The 13,598-nt window shown below is 38.7% G+C and carries 13 protein-coding genes; 7 read left to right on the forward strand and 6 right to left on the reverse strand.

Translation table 11 applies throughout. The annotated features are described in order from the left end of the window. Positions 1 to 29 precede the first annotated feature (29 nt). The gene (locus OC25_RS14260; RefSeq protein ID WP_039477197.1) at positions 30 to 1,169 is read left to right on the forward strand and encodes an acyl-CoA dehydrogenase; all 1,140 of its coding nucleotides are present in this window, start codon (positions 30 to 32) and stop codon (positions 1,167 to 1,169) included. Positions 1,170 to 1,229: 60 nt separating this feature from the next. Here OC25_RS14260 and OC25_RS14265 read toward each other — a convergent pair whose 3' ends face one another. Continuing rightward, positions 1,230 to 1,574 (reverse strand): phage holin family protein, encoded by a 345-nt coding sequence (locus OC25_RS14265; protein ID WP_039477199.1) that lies wholly within the window; start codon positions 1,572 to 1,574, stop codon positions 1,230 to 1,232. A gap of 18 nt (positions 1,575 to 1,592) precedes the next feature. On the opposite strand from OC25_RS14265, the gene OC25_RS14270 reads away from it, so the two are divergent. The 5 genes from OC25_RS14270 to OC25_RS14290 all read left to right on the forward strand — a co-directional run bounded on the left by OC25_RS14270 (position 1,593) and on the right by OC25_RS14290 (position 8,172). Beyond that, positions 1,593 to 2,024 carry a hypothetical protein gene (locus OC25_RS14270; protein ID WP_039477201.1) on the forward strand — a complete coding sequence of 144 codons (432 nt, stop codon included), beginning with the start codon at positions 1,593 to 1,595 and terminating at the stop codon, positions 2,022 to 2,024. A gap of 121 nt (positions 2,025 to 2,145) precedes the next feature. After that, positions 2,146 to 2,610 (forward strand): ribosome assembly cofactor RimP, encoded by a 465-nt coding sequence (gene rimP, locus OC25_RS14275; RefSeq protein WP_039477203.1) that lies wholly within the window; start codon positions 2,146 to 2,148, stop codon positions 2,608 to 2,610. Positions 2,611 to 2,612: 2 nt separating this feature from the next. Further along, positions 2,613 to 3,857 carry a transcription termination factor NusA gene (nusA, locus tag OC25_RS14280; RefSeq protein WP_039477204.1) on the forward strand — a complete coding sequence of 415 codons (1,245 nt, stop codon included), beginning with the start codon at positions 2,613 to 2,615 and terminating at the stop codon, positions 3,855 to 3,857. Positions 3,858 to 3,917: 60 nt separating this feature from the next. After that, positions 3,918 to 6,989 (forward strand): translation initiation factor IF-2, encoded by a 3,072-nt coding sequence (infB, locus tag OC25_RS14285; protein WP_039477205.1) that lies wholly within the window; start codon positions 3,918 to 3,920, stop codon positions 6,987 to 6,989. Between the two features lie 94 nt (positions 6,990 to 7,083). After that, positions 7,084 to 8,172 (forward strand): acyltransferase family protein, encoded by a 1,089-nt coding sequence (locus OC25_RS14290; RefSeq protein ID WP_039477207.1) that lies wholly within the window; start codon positions 7,084 to 7,086, stop codon positions 8,170 to 8,172. Here OC25_RS14290 and OC25_RS14295 read toward each other — a convergent pair whose 3' ends face one another. The 3 genes from OC25_RS14295 to OC25_RS14305 are packed head-to-tail and all read right to left on the reverse strand — an operon-like array spanning position 8,173 to position 11,005. Further along, a complete protein-coding gene (locus tag OC25_RS14295) occupies positions 8,173 to 8,985 on the reverse strand; it encodes a DUF4422 domain-containing protein (RefSeq protein WP_039477208.1) in 813 nt (270 codons plus the stop codon). Then, a complete protein-coding gene (gene glf / locus OC25_RS14300; RefSeq protein WP_039477209.1) occupies positions 8,978 to 10,096 on the reverse strand; it encodes a UDP-galactopyranose mutase in 1,119 nt (372 codons plus the stop codon). Before glf ends, OC25_RS14295 begins: the two co-directional genes overlap by 8 nt. Positions 10,097 to 10,099: 3 nt before the next feature. Beyond that, entirely contained in the window at positions 10,100 to 11,005 is a 906-nt protein-coding gene (locus OC25_RS14305) for a glycosyl transferase family 90 (RefSeq protein WP_039477211.1), read from the reverse strand. A 77-nt stretch (positions 11,006 to 11,082) separates the two neighbouring features. Between OC25_RS14305 and OC25_RS14310 the strand changes: the two genes are divergently transcribed. Further along, positions 11,083 to 11,952 carry a glycosyltransferase gene (locus OC25_RS14310; protein WP_052266219.1) on the forward strand — a complete coding sequence of 290 codons (870 nt, stop codon included), beginning with the start codon at positions 11,083 to 11,085 and terminating at the stop codon, positions 11,950 to 11,952. On the opposite strand, the gene OC25_RS14315 is transcribed toward OC25_RS14310, so the two are convergent. Both OC25_RS14315 and OC25_RS14320 read right to left on the reverse strand, forming a co-directional pair. Next, positions 11,949 to 12,755: a DUF5672 family protein gene (locus tag OC25_RS14315; protein ID WP_039477213.1), complete on the reverse strand. Its 807-nt coding sequence runs from the start codon at positions 12,753 to 12,755 to the stop codon at positions 11,949 to 11,951. The genes OC25_RS14310 and OC25_RS14315 overlap by 4 nt on opposite strands. Before the next feature lies 1 nt (position 12,756). Then, on the reverse strand, positions 12,757 to 13,584 hold the full coding sequence (locus OC25_RS14320; RefSeq protein ID WP_082018606.1) for a glycosyltransferase family 2 protein: 828 nt from the start codon (positions 13,582 to 13,584) through the stop codon (positions 12,757 to 12,759). Between the last annotated feature and the right edge of the window lie 14 nt (positions 13,585 to 13,598).

The following is a 13,598-nucleotide window of genomic DNA, read 5'->3' on the forward strand; positions in this document are numbered from 1 at the left end:
GATTTACTAACCTTTTATACATAATTGTTATGCATTTTGAATTAAGTGAAGAACAGATCATGATACAGCAGGCTGCGCGCGATTTTGCCCAGCATGAACTAAAACCAGGCGTTATTGAAAGAGATGAACATCAAAAATTTCCGGCCGAGCAGGTTAAGCAATTAGGCGAACTCGGCTTTCTGGGGATGATGGTCGATCCGAAGTACAATGGTAGTGGTTTAGACGCTATTTCTTATGTTTTGGTAATGGAAGAGCTGTCTAAAATAGATGCCTCTGCTTCTGTTGTCGTATCCGTAAACAACTCGCTGGTATGTTATGGCCTTGAGGCTTATGGAAGTGAGGCGCAAAAGGAGAAATATTTGAAACCCCTGGCTGCCGGCGAGCAAATCGGGGCTTTCTGTTTGTCTGAACCCGAAGCTGGATCTGATGCCACTTCGCAGCGCACTACAGCCGAAGATAAAGGCGATTATTATTTGCTTAACGGTACCAAAAACTGGATTACCAACGGCAGTACCGCAACAACTTATCTGGTTATTGCACAAACGCACCCTGAATTAAAGCATAAAGGGATAAATGCCTTTATTGTTGAAAAGGGAATGGAAGGTTTTACCGTTGGACCAAAAGAAAATAAACTGGGCATCAGGGGCTCTGATACGCACTCACTAATGTTTAACGACGTTAAAGTGCCTAAAGAAAACCGGATTGGTGAAGATGGATTCGGATTTAAGTTTGCCATGAAAACATTAGAAGGCGGGCGTATCGGTATTGCAGCCCAGGCTTTAGGTATTGCACAAGGGGCTTTTGAACTGGCTACGCAATATGCTAAAGAACGTAAAACTTTCGGCAAACCAATTGCAGAACATCAGGCCATTGCCTTTAAACTGGCCGATATGGCTACGCAGATAGAGGCGGCACGCTTACTGGTGTACAAAGCCGCCTGGTTAAAAAGCCAGGGACTTCCATATACACAGGCCGGATCGATGGCCAAATTGTATGCTTCGAAAGTGGCAATGGATGTAACCATAGAGGCCGTGCAGATACATGGTGGTTATGGTTTTGTAAAAGAATACCATGTAGAGCGTTTAATGCGCGATGCGAAAATTACCCAGATTTACGAAGGTACATCTGAAATACAGAAGATGGTGATCTCAAGAGAGGTAATCAGATAGTTTACAGTTTGCAGTTATCAGTTGGCAGTTTGAATTGGAAACTGCCAACTGAAAGCTGGACTATTCCTTTTCTCCTGCAATAGCATTAAAAATCGCTTTCAATAAAGCTACAATAATGGCCAGAAAGGCTGCAGAGATAAATCCTGAGGTACTAAAAGAAGTCATCATATTATCAACCAGTAATACCATTAACACGGTGATGATAAATGAAACCAAACCCAGGGTAAGGAAATTAATGGGAAAGGTTAGCAGCCTTAATATAAAACCAATGGTAGCGTTGGCCAGGGCAATTAAAATGGAAGCAATAATTGCACTGCCATAGCCATCAATATGTACACCCGGTACTAATCTGGCGCCGATAAAAAAGGCCAGTCCTGTTAAAAGGATTTCGATGATAAATCTCATAATTGTTTATTTTTGTGAATGTTAAAATGCTTTTCTAAATACTCAGCCTTGCTTATTGTTGTGCTTTTGGCAATTTCCTGTTCAAATACAAACAACAGGCCAATTATTCAGTTTTCTGGCGACAGTACCTCAATAATAATTAAAAATATTGATGAGGCCAGTCTTTTGCAGGTTAAAAATGCCTATAAAGCCAATGCTGATACGGTTAATATGGTTACAGTATTGCTTAAACCCGGTGAGCTGGATAGTTTACAAGATGAACTCGAAGTACCAGGAAAGATTAGCATTGCCGGCGATTCATTGGTTTTTAATCCCGATAGCCCGTTTGTGAAAGGTAAAAGCTATGTGGTAGAAAGTTATATCGGCGTAAAATTTGCCACGGTAGGTAATTTGATCACGGGAACAGCAAAACAGAACTTACAAGCACAGCGACAAACACTTAAGCGGTAATAATCAGCATAATAATTGGTGCAGGTGTTTGATTTTGTCTAAAAAATTACTACATTTGCATCGTAATCGAAGAAAAGAGAAGGGGACAGTGTCCCCTTTTTCTATGAAATCAGGTTAAAATATGCAGGTAGAAAAGAGAGTTGCAGCCCTCGTAGAGGAAAAAATTGCAGATCGGCCGGAGTTATTTCTGGTTGATGTGAAAATGTTGCCAAACAATAAATTAATTATCCATGTTGATGGCGACGAAGGTATTAGTATCCAGGATTGTGTGGCCATTAGCAGGCATGTTGGTTTTCATCTCGAAGAAGAAAATGCAATTGAACAGGCTTATAACCTGGAAGTTTCTTCGCCGGGAGTTGGTGAGCCTTTAAAGCTTGTTCGCCAATACAGCAAAAATGTAGGTCGTACTTTAAGCGTTAAGCTAAAAGATGGCTTAAAAAAAGAAGGTAAACTGCTATCAGTTACAGAAAATGATTTGCTGATTGAAGAATCGGTAAAAGAAAAAGGGAAAAAGGCGGTAGCGGTTCAAACAACTGTTCCGTTTAATGATATATTAGAAACAAGTGTGTTAATTTCATTTAAGTAAGAATGAGTACTACAACAATTAATTTGATCGACTCTTTTCAAGAGTTCAAAGATTTCAAAAATATAGATCGCCCAACGGTGATCAGTGTGTTGGAAGAGGTTTTTCGTAGCATGTTGCGTAAAAAATACGGAACAGACGAAAACTGTGACGTAATTGTAAACCCTGATAACGGGGATTTGGAGATCTGGAGAACAAGAAAAGTAATGGAAGATGGCTTTTCTGAAGATGATGATCTGGAAATCGAACTTGCTGATGTACACAAACTTGATCCGACTTTAGAAGTTGGCGACGATTATATTGAGCAAATCACTTTAGAAAGCTTTGGTCGCAGAGCGATTTTAGCAGCACGCCAAACACTCGTTTCTAAAGTCTTGGAATTAGAGAAAGATGAGATTTTCAAAAAATATAAAGACCGTGTTGGTGAAATTGTAACCGGCGAGGTTTATCAGGTTTGGAAAAAAGAAACTTTGGTTCTGGATGATGAAGGTAACGAACTTTTAATGCCTAAAACTGAGCAGATTCCTGCAGATTATTTCAAAAAAGGCGATGCTGTAAAAGCAGTAATCTCTAAAGTAGAAATGATCAATGCCAATCCAAAAATTATCATTTCGAGAACTGCACCTGAGTTTTTACAGCGTTTGTTCGAGCTTGAGGTTCCTGAAATTTTTGATGGTTTAATTACCGTTAAGAAAATTGTTCGTGAACCAGGAGAACGTGCTAAAGTTGCTGTAGAATCATACGATGACCGTATTGATCCGGTAGGAGCGTGCGTGGGTATGAAAGGATCGCGTATCCATGGTATCGTTCGCGAATTGAAAAACGAAAATATTGATGTGATTAACTTCACAAACAACATCTCATTATACATTACCCGTGCTTTAAGCCCGGCTAAAATCACTTCTATTAAATTGGATGATGAAACCAAACATGCATCGGTTTACTTAAAACCAGATCAGGTTTCGTTGGCAATCGGACGTGGCGGACATAACATTAAACTGGCTGGTAAATTAACCGGTTACGAAATTGATGTTTACCGCGAAGCTGGCGAAGAGAACGACGAGGATGTGGATTTAGAAGAATTCTCAGATGAGATTGATAGCTGGATTATTGATGAATTAAAGGCTATCGGGTGCGATACTGCTAAGAGTGTTTTAGCACTTACAGTAGAAGATTTGGTAAAACGCACCGACTTAGAAGAAGAAACCATTAAGGAAGTGGTTCAGATTTTACAGTCAGAATTTGAATAAGTGGTGTAATTGCCAAATAAACACTACTTTTGTTTTATTATAAAAAATAACAGGAGCTAAATGTCAGACGACAAACCAATCATTTTAATTAAAGCTATTAAAGAACTTAATATAGGCATGGGTACGGCCGTTGAGTTTTTAAACAAAAAGGGCTTCTCTGCCGAGAAGAGCCCTATGTTTAAACTTACGGGTGAGATGTATAATGCCTTATTGAAAGAGTATCAGGGAGATAAGATCGTAAGAGAAGAAGCCAAACAAATAGTGATTGGTAAAATACGTCGCGACGAGCCTGAAACTGAAAAGCCCGTAGAAGCGCCGAAAAAGAATACCGATTTTGAGAAAAATGAAGAGATTTTAATTAAAAATGCTCAATCATTTACCCCACCGGTAGAAAAACCAAAGGTTGTTGAAACACCTAAGGTAGAAACGCCGGCACCGGCACCAACCCCTGCGGCAGCAGCACCGGTTGCAACACCAAAAGCTGAAGAAAAAGCTGAAGAAAAGGCTGATGAAAGTGCTTTACCAGGCGTTAAAATTGTGGGCAAGATCGATTTAAACGATCTTAACTCAAAAACACGTCCGGTTAAGAAAGAAGAAACACCTGCACCAGCACCAGTTGAAAAGACTCCGGAACCGGTAAAACCGGTAGAGCAGCCCAAAGCTGAAGAAAAACCGGTTGAGGTTAAGAAAGCAGAAACTCCGGCGCCTGCTCCTGTAGCAGCTGCACCTGTTGCAAAAGCACCAGAGCCGGTAAAACCAGTAGAGCAGCCTAAAGCTGAAGAAAAACCAGCTGATGCTAAACCAGCAAGCAGCGAGCCTGAAGTAATTAAGGCACGTACGGTTAAATTAACTGGTCCGAATATTATCGGTAAAATTGTTTTACCAACTACGCCAGATCGCAGAAACGGTCCGGTTGCTTCATCCAGCGATAGCGAAGCGGCTAAACGTAAGCGTAAACGTAAAAAAACTCCTGGAGCGCCAGGGCAGCCAGGTCAACATGGTGGTCAGGGCCAGCAAGGACAGCATCCTGCAGGTCAGGGCGGAGCACCAGGTCAGCCTCGTCAGCCTTATCAAGGTAACAGGCCGGGTGGTGGTACACCATACCAGGGTAACAGGCCAGCCGGACAAGGCGGTACTCCTTACCAGGGCAACAGAAATAACAACAGACCAGGTTTCCAGAATAGAAATGCTGCACCAAGCGGACCTAAAGAAGAGCCTACAGAGAAAGAAATTCAAGATCAGATTAAAGCAACACTTGCCCGTTTAAGCGGAGCAGGTAAATCTGGTAAATTTGCGCAACGTGCTAAATTGCGTCGTCAGAAACGTGATGATGTAGCAAGTAACGCAGAAGAAGCAGCAAATGAGCTTGAATCGCAATCGAAAATATTAAAAGTAACAGAATTTGTTACGGCTAATGAGCTGGCGAATATGATGGATGTACCGGTAACCAAAATTATTGGTACCTGTATGAGCTTAGGTATGTTCGTTTCCATTAACCAGCGTTTAGATGCTGAAACCTTAACCATTGTTGCCGATGAGTTTGGTTACGAAATCCAATTCGTTAAACCAGATGAAGAAGAAGACAATATCATTGAGGAAGAAGATAACGAAGAAGATTTAATCGAAAGAGCTCCGGTTGTTACTATCATGGGTCACGTAGATCATGGTAAAACCTCATTGCTGGATTATATCCGTAAAGCAAATGTGGTAGCTGGCGAGGCTGGTGGTATTACCCAGCACATTGGTGCCTACATGGTAACTACTCCTTCTGGTAAAAAAGTAACTTTCTTAGATACTCCGGGTCACGAAGCCTTTACCGCGATGCGTGCACGTGGTGCTAAGGCGGCCGATATTGCCATTATTGTAATTGCTGCGGATGATGCGGTGATGCCTCAAACTAAAGAGGCGATTAACCACGCACAGGCAGCAGGTGTACCATTGGTATTTGCTTTCACTAAGGTAGATAAACCAGGTGCAAACGCAGATAAAGTACGTGAGCAGTTATCGGTAATGAATATTTTGGTTGAAGACTGGGGTGGTAAATACCAATCGCAGGAAATTTCGAGCAAAAGCGGCTTAAATGTTGATTTACTTTTAGATAAAGTATTATTAGAAGCCGAGTTATTAGAATTGAAAGCCAATCCGAACAAACGTGCTACAGGTACGGTAATCGAATCGGCATTAGATAAAGGACGTGGTATTGTAACTACAGTACTTGTTCAGGGTGGTACCTTAAAGGTTGGAGATCCAATTTTAGCAGGTAGCTACAGCGGACGTGTAAAAGCGTTAACCAACGAGCGTGGCGCTAAGGTAGATTCAGCAGGACCATCACAACCAGTACAGGTTTTAGGTATGCAGGGTGCGCCTACAGCAGGCGATAGGTTTAATGCTTTAGAAAGCGAAACCGAAGCACGTGATATTGCAAACAAACGGATGCAGTTACAACGCGAGCAGGGCTTACGTACGCAGAAGCACATTACTTTGGATGAGATTGGTCGTCGTTTGGCAATCGGTAACTTTAAAGAGCTTAATATCATCGTTAAAGGTGATGTGGATGGTTCTATCGAAGCCTTATCAGATTCATTACTGAAACTATCTACCGAGCAGATCCAGATCAATGTAATCAGCAAAGGTGTTGGTCAGATTTCAGAGTCTGATGTGTTGTTAGCTTCGGCTTCTGATGCAATCATCATTGGTTTCCAGGTACGTCCGTCAACAGGTGCACGTAAACTGGCCGAAGCTGAGCAGATCGATATCCGTTTATATTCTATCATTTACGACGCAATCAATGAGATTAAATCGGCAATGGAGGGTATGTTAGATCCGGAATTTGAAGAGAAAATTGTGGCTAACGTAGAGATTCGCGAAACTTTCAAAATTACAAAAGTGGGTACTATTGCAGGTTGTATGGTATTGGATGGTAAAATTACCCGTAACAGTAAAGTACGCGTAGTACGTGATGGTGTGGTAATTTACACCGGTGAGTTAGCCTCATTAAAACGCTTTAAAGATGATGTAAAAGAAGTATCGAAAGGTTACGAGTGCGGTTTAAATATCCAGAACTTTAACAACATCGAAGTTGGCGATATCGTAGAAGCTTACGAACAGGTTGAAGTAGCTAGAAAACTGTAATATTTTACATACATAAATGTTAAAAGAGTCCCGGATTAATTCGGGACTCTTTTTTTTAACGGATATTTGCCGGTCATCTACCAAAACATATTTAATGGATATTGAAGTCAAGAAAGAAACTGCGCCTGTAAAAAAGAATTTTGATTTTGTTGATACGATCAGGTGTATCTCTATGTTCGGAATCGTATTCGAACACTCAGCGGTATTGTGGGGGACAAAATATTCAACTATGGGCGATACCTTTCTACAGGTAATTACCATGCAGTTTTGGAAGTTTGCCACAATTGCCTTTTTCCTGATTGGCGGCTTTCTGATCAATTATAAGTTTACTGAATACACACCGGGGCAATACCTTGCCCGCAGGTTTAAAAATACGATTAAACCATGGTTGTTCTGGATATTTTTCCTTGTAATAGCAACCTTGATACAGCGGATTATAGTTGCATCGAGGGGTGGCGATGCTGTTTTTATTAATGGCCCTGTTGCCTATTTTGCTGAACAATTTAGGTACATACTATTTGAAAGCAGCTTTTGGTTTATCCTCAACTTTCTTATTTGTATAAGTATCTTGTTGATTTTTAAAAAATACCTGTATAAGCTTTGGTTTGGATTAATATGGGCTGCAGTTTCGCTTGTATACAGTGTTAACCTTTATTTCGAATGGTTTGTAACACATCATTCAGCAGCCTTGTTTGGTTTTGTTTTCTACTTATGGCTTGGCGTATACCTCAACAGATATTATGAGCAGGTAATAAACTATATCAAAAAAATAAAATGGACATATGTTGGCCTTGTTAATATACTGTTCTTTATTTTGTCCTGCCTGGAGGTGATTTACCTTGCTAAACATGGGTCAAAGGACGAGTATAATACGCTGCGTATCTCAAATATACTTTATTCCCTAAGTATGTTCGTATTACTGTTAAAGATGGGTAGTGTTAAATTTATCGACAAAAATCTCGAACCCCGCAAAACCACATTTGGTATTTACCTTTTACACCAAATACTAATTATCAGGCTGATACCCGAAATTTTTAAATGGGATAAATGGAATGTTGCCACTTTTACGGTAACGGAGAATATTTTATACTCCATATTGCGTTTCGCACTGGTTTATGGCCTAAGTTTTCTTTTGACAAGGCTTTTGTTAAAGACAAAACTAAAGTGGACCGTTGGTGGATAATTATATTAAGTAAAGCGACGGAAACTCTGCCAACTCTGCTTTTTTCTGATAAAGGTAAAAGTTTAATAAACGTTCTGAAAAGAAACCAAAAATACGGCGTTGATAAGGGTATTCGCTTAATTTAACCACTTTCTCCAGTTCTGAAAGAATGGGAAATAGCCAGGCACAATAATCTGAAAATGTATCCTTATCTGCAATAAACATATTACAGCAATACATCGTATCAGTACTGTTAAAAAAGTCATCGAAAGACTGCGTTTGTTCGGGGTACATCTGCGTAACCACATCCCTCATTAAATACCAGTCTTCTTTAATGTGATAAAAGATATAGTGGTTTTTGATTGAGCATCTGCATGTCAGATCAATGCTGAGCGGTAATGCGGCAGGCACAATTATTTTATTGGCCATCAATTTTTCCAATAATGCATTTTTTACCTTATCCGAAGCGATAAAATCGATTGTTTCTTTACTCAGTTCTTGCTCATAAACCGGCCGCGCATCAATTATTGTCTTGTTTTGAAGCAGTTTCTTTTTAACAATGGTTTCGGGAATGGTAAAATATCTGCGGTAATGACTCAACCCAACCCATTTACAATCAAAACTATCAAGATTTTTCCATATCCAATACAAAGCAGTAAGCTCACTGTAAGTACTGTTCTTATCCGCTATATGGTCTCCTGTATTGTCGGCTATAAAACCCAGGTCGATACCAGATTGCTCTTTACCAACCTGTATAGGTACAATATAATCGCATACCGGAACAGGGTATTCCTTATGGAAAACAGAGAATATTTTTAGTTCGGAACTACTCATTTTTTAATTCATTTTTTGATTTTAACAGCGCCGAAGCAATTACCTGGTGCATATCATAATAGCGGTATTCGGCCAATCTGCCTCCAAAAATTACCTTTTCTTCTTTTGAGGCCAGGTCCTGGTATTTTTTCAAGGTATGCATATTTTTCTCGTCGTTCACGGGGTAATATGGTTCTGCATTTTGGGCATCTTTAACCGGATATTCTTTTGTAGTTACCGTTTTTGGCTGCGTGCCAAACTCAAAATGCTTATGTTCATAAACACGTGTATACGGGGTTTCTGCATCTGTAAAATTCATCACGGCGTTGCCCTGGTAGTTTTCTGTATCATGAACCTCTAGCTCGTACCTTAAACTTCTATATTCGAGCTCGCCAAAGCGATAATCGAAATAAGCATCTATCTTTCCTGTGTATACAATTTTTTCTGCTAAACTGAGCCATTTGGTTCTGTCTTCAAAAAAGTCGGTATTTAACCTTACTTCGCAGCCATCTAATAAACCATCTATTATTTTGTTGTATCCTCCAATGGGGATTCCCTGGTACTTATCATTAAAATAGTTATTATCATAGGTGAACCGAACCGGCAAACGTTTAATGATAAAAGCAGGGAGCTCTGTCGCTTTTTTACCCCATTGTTTTTCGGTGTAATGTTTGATCAGCTTTTCGTAAATATCGGTGCCCACAAGTTTTAATGCCTGTTCTTCCAGGTTTTGTGGCTCACCTATATTCAAATGCTTAATCTGTCTGGCAATTTCTTCTTTCGCTTCTTTAGGGGTTTTTGTTCCCCAGAGCGAATAAAAGGTATTCATATTGAAGGGTAGGTTATATAGTTCTCCCTTGTAATTGGCTATAGGTGAATTAGTGTAGCGGTTAAACTCAGCAAACTGGTTTACATAATCCCATAAAAACTTATCGTTCGTATGAAAAATATGAGCACCATACCAGTGTACATTTATATCCTCTATTTTTTTACAGTGAATGTTTCCACCAGCATGGTCTCTTTTATCTAAAACGAGGCATTTTTTACCGGCTTTGGTCATCTCATGTGCGAAAGTGGCACCAAAAAGTCCAGAACCAACAATTAAATAATCATATTTTTCTTCACTTTTCATCTGTTATGGCTTATTGATTCTATTTTCAATAGTAGATCTCATCTTGTCAACCGCACACTGATATGTAAGATTTTCATGGGCAAATTTTAAAGCGTTCTCCGTAATCTGTTTATAAAGCACAGGGTCTTTCTCGATTTGCTTGTATTGGTCTACCAGATCGCTCAGGTCGTTCTTTACCGGGATATAGTGCTCGTAAGGTTTTAAATCGTAATGGAAGTATTCTTTCCACTTTCTTTCCTGTAAAAATACAACCCTCTGGCTGTAAAAAAGAAACTTTAAGCGGGCAGAATAACTATTGCCTTCCACATCTATTAGATATTTGTACCGGGTGTGTTCGGGCAATGTAAAATATGGAACATCTTTTTTATGGATAAAATAATCATCCACATAGGTATTATAGAAATCAAAAATTTCTGGAGACTGATTGCCGATTTCTATCAGTTTTTCTCTTATGATATTGGTTTTGACATTTCCGACCCAAAATACACGCGGGTCGCTCCAGGTTTCTTTTCCTTTTGCCTCAATTTCGGCCACAGTATTTGAAAAACTGTTAATTCCTGCTTCTTTCCAGCTTTCAAAGGCAAAGTCAGGAATCAAAAAATCCTGCTTTTGATCGTCGTCTATGCAATAATAAAAAGAATCCGCTTCATAACCGTCCGCAGGTTTATCATTAATGAAAAACTTAAAATGCAGGTCCTTATCCGTAGCCAGTTCTTTAAGGCAGTCGATCAGGATCTTTGCCGTGGCTTGCCCCCTGGTTTGACTCTTGCCAACGAGATTAACAGCGGTAAACTCATTCTTTTTTACGAGCTCTACGTGCGGCCATATGTTCCTGTATTTCTTTTCCAGAAACTTATTGGTAACACTTATTTTATTGATCTTCTTATACAGAAATGAGGTTAAACCCATGCCGAATTCTAAATTTGGATGCAAAGGTATCTGATTTTCTACAATAGGTACTGATTTTTATTTTATTTTTGAAGGAGATGATATCGATTATTATAGCCTCCGTAGATAAAAATCAGCTTGCTGATATTAAGCAGAACATTGCCGCAACCATAGGAACAGCACATGAAATAATCAGTTTTGATAATGCTGATGGAAAACGTGGATTATGCGAAATTTACAATGAGGGGGCAAAGCGCGCCAAATATGAGCTACTCTGCTATATGCACGAGGATATCAGTATTAAAACTAATGACTGGGGTACAATTGTTTCCGGTATTTTTAATGAAGATCAGAAAATAGGATTAATTGGCGTAGCCGGAAGCAGTTATAAAACCAAAGTGCCATCTGGATGGTTTTGTAGTTCTGGCGATAAAAAAGTTAATTATATCAATATCCTACAGCGCTATAAATTTAGTAAGGAGAAAACAGAACATGTTTCTGAAAACCTCAAAAATGAAAAATACTCTAGCGTAATTGCTGTAGATGGAGTTTGGTTCTGTACCAAAAAGGAGATAGTCGAAGCGCATCAGTTTGATGAGAAAACATTTAAACAGTTTCACTGCTACGACCTCGATTTTTCACTTCAGGTACATCAAACACATCGTGCGGTTGTAACTTTTGAAGTATTGCTTGAACATTTTTCAGAGGGGAACTACGGTAAAACCTGGATTGAGGAAACATTGAAACTGCATGAAAAATGGGCCACAGATTTGCCTATAGATCTGGAAGGTTTATCAAAGAAAGAAATTTTATTTGCCGAAAAACACACATTCAGGTTTTTCCTGAAGCAGATGAAAACAACTGGATATAAAAAGGCCGAAATATTCAAGATATTTTGGCGGAGTAAGTTAAGAAAAACCAGCTTTAGTCTGTTTTTGATGCTAACTAAAGAAATCTGGCGCAGTTAAATCTGGTAACCTGCTTCTTTAAAGTAAGGTTGCCAAAAATGGATGTTTTTATCCCATGCATGGCATCCAAAAGGTATGTTTCCATTAATTAAAGCCATTGCCCTGTGTGGGGCTGTCTCAATAGAAAATTTCAACGCCTCTTTATAAGCAGGAATCTTTATTCTCTTCTTCTTCCGGTTCACTTCTACCGTCCAAAACATATCTTCGTTATAATCGCTGCTCTTCCGGCCAACATAATTGGCTATGAGTTCTTTTTCCTGAATGCAGATATTATAAAAAGATTTAACTTTTCTCAACGAAAAGCCTCCATTGCCGACATAATTGTACAACTGTCGGGCGATATCAGGCCGGCCTTGTTTATCAAGTAAGTTATACCTTCTGTGCAGATAGGACCTAATTTTCTCTTTAAACCTTTTAAATGAAGTTGGAAATTCTTTTTCCCTCAGCCATGGGGCGCCTATATAATCGTAACCCAAGCTGCACCAGTATTTCAATTCATTTTTAAATACAAAAGCATCCAATTGATATATAAGCAGATAGTTATAATTCAGGAATTTCTCATAAAAGAGTTCAGAAAGCATTAAATCATTGTAGCCAAACACGCTCTTAAAATAGAAATCAGGGAAAGATACCTCATTATAAGCGAATGGGATCTGCATATCCGATAGTTCTAAATCATCTGGTTTAAGTATTACAATATCATAATCAGACAATAACTTTCCGCATTGAGTCAAAGCTATCTTTTCGTAAACTGAAAGCTCTTTCTTATAAATTGGTATTACAATTACGCAAGAACTATTCATTTTAGTTTCTGTTAAATTTTGGCAAAAATAAAAGTATAATGTTCATAAAGCCTTTCAAAATCTTATAGGCTATCGGATACTTTCTTATATACATAAATTGTTCTGCCTTTTTAAACTTTATCTCCTTCAAATATTCATAGTCCTTAACAAATTCAGGAAAATATCTATGCAAAGAAGCATCTCTTTCTTTGGTGATTTCTGGTGTATTTATTGAATTTGAAGATATTCCAGTGCCATCATAAGTTACGATTACAGAATCCAAGTGTTTATAGGTGGCCTCGCGTTTACAAATTGCATAGGTAAAGAATTCCCAATCGGATACGATTTTCAAATTTTCATTATATAAAAAAATATCTTTAAACAGTTTAGCCTTAATAAAACTGGCCTGATGAGAGATATTTTGTTCATAAAAAAAGGCGAAATTTAACTTTTTAGGAAAAGTGCGAACTTCTTGTTTTATCCCATCAATATGTAGAATATCTCCATAGTAAATATCATATTGACCATTTAATTCAGCATTCAATTTCGCTAAAATGGTATTATCGATTAAAGCATCTCCACTATTTAAAAACATCAAATAATCGCCCGTTGAAATCTTAATACCCTTATTCATGGCATTATATATTCCGCTATCAGGTTCAGATACCGCATAGCTAAAAAATGAAGAATAGGCGCTAAGAACATCTTTGCTTCCATCCGAACTATTTCCATCAATAACGATAAACTCAAAATCTCGCCAGGTTTGGTTTGCCACGCTTTGAACTGTTTTTTCCAGCCCTGCCTTATTGTTGTAATTGATCGTTATAATTGATAATTTTTTACTCATCATAGAAATTTTATTTT

It is taken from the genome of Pedobacter kyungheensis, from assembly GCF_000812965.1.
Classification (GTDB): domain Bacteria; phylum Bacteroidota; class Bacteroidia; order Sphingobacteriales; family Sphingobacteriaceae; genus Pedobacter; species Pedobacter kyungheensis.

Bases quoted from the DNA above. Each gene is read 5' to 3' on its own strand.
- OC25_RS14260 (WP_039477197.1), top strand. From the start codon at position 30: ATGCATTTTGAATTAAGTGAAGAACAGATCATGATACAGCAGGCTGCG.
- OC25_RS14265 (WP_039477199.1), bottom strand. From the start codon at position 1,574: ATGAGATTTATCATCGAAATCCTTTTAACAGGACTGGCCTTTTTTATC.
- OC25_RS14270 (WP_039477201.1), top strand. From the start codon at position 1,593: ATGTTAAAATGCTTTTCTAAATACTCAGCCTTGCTTATTGTTGTGCTT.
- rimP (WP_039477203.1), top strand. From the start codon at position 2,146: ATGCAGGTAGAAAAGAGAGTTGCAGCCCTCGTAGAGGAAAAAATTGCA.
- nusA (WP_039477204.1), top strand. From the start codon at position 2,613: ATGAGTACTACAACAATTAATTTGATCGACTCTTTTCAAGAGTTCAAA.
- infB (WP_039477205.1), top strand. From the start codon at position 3,918: ATGTCAGACGACAAACCAATCATTTTAATTAAAGCTATTAAAGAACTT.
- OC25_RS14290 (WP_039477207.1), top strand. From the start codon at position 7,084: ATGGATATTGAAGTCAAGAAAGAAACTGCGCCTGTAAAAAAGAATTTT.
- OC25_RS14295 (WP_039477208.1), bottom strand. From the start codon at position 8,985: ATGAGTAGTTCCGAACTAAAAATATTCTCTGTTTTCCATAAGGAATAC.
- glf (WP_039477209.1), bottom strand. From the start codon at position 10,096: ATGAAAAGTGAAGAAAAATATGATTATTTAATTGTTGGTTCTGGACTT.
- OC25_RS14305 (WP_039477211.1), bottom strand. From the start codon at position 11,005: ATGGGTTTAACCTCATTTCTGTATAAGAAGATCAATAAAATAAGTGTT.
- OC25_RS14310 (WP_052266219.1), top strand. From the start codon at position 11,083: ATGATATCGATTATTATAGCCTCCGTAGATAAAAATCAGCTTGCTGAT.
- OC25_RS14315 (WP_039477213.1), bottom strand. From the start codon at position 12,755: ATGAATAGTTCTTGCGTAATTGTAATACCAATTTATAAGAAAGAGCTT.
- OC25_RS14320 (WP_082018606.1), bottom strand. From the start codon at position 13,584: ATGATGAGTAAAAAATTATCAATTATAACGATCAATTACAACAATAAG.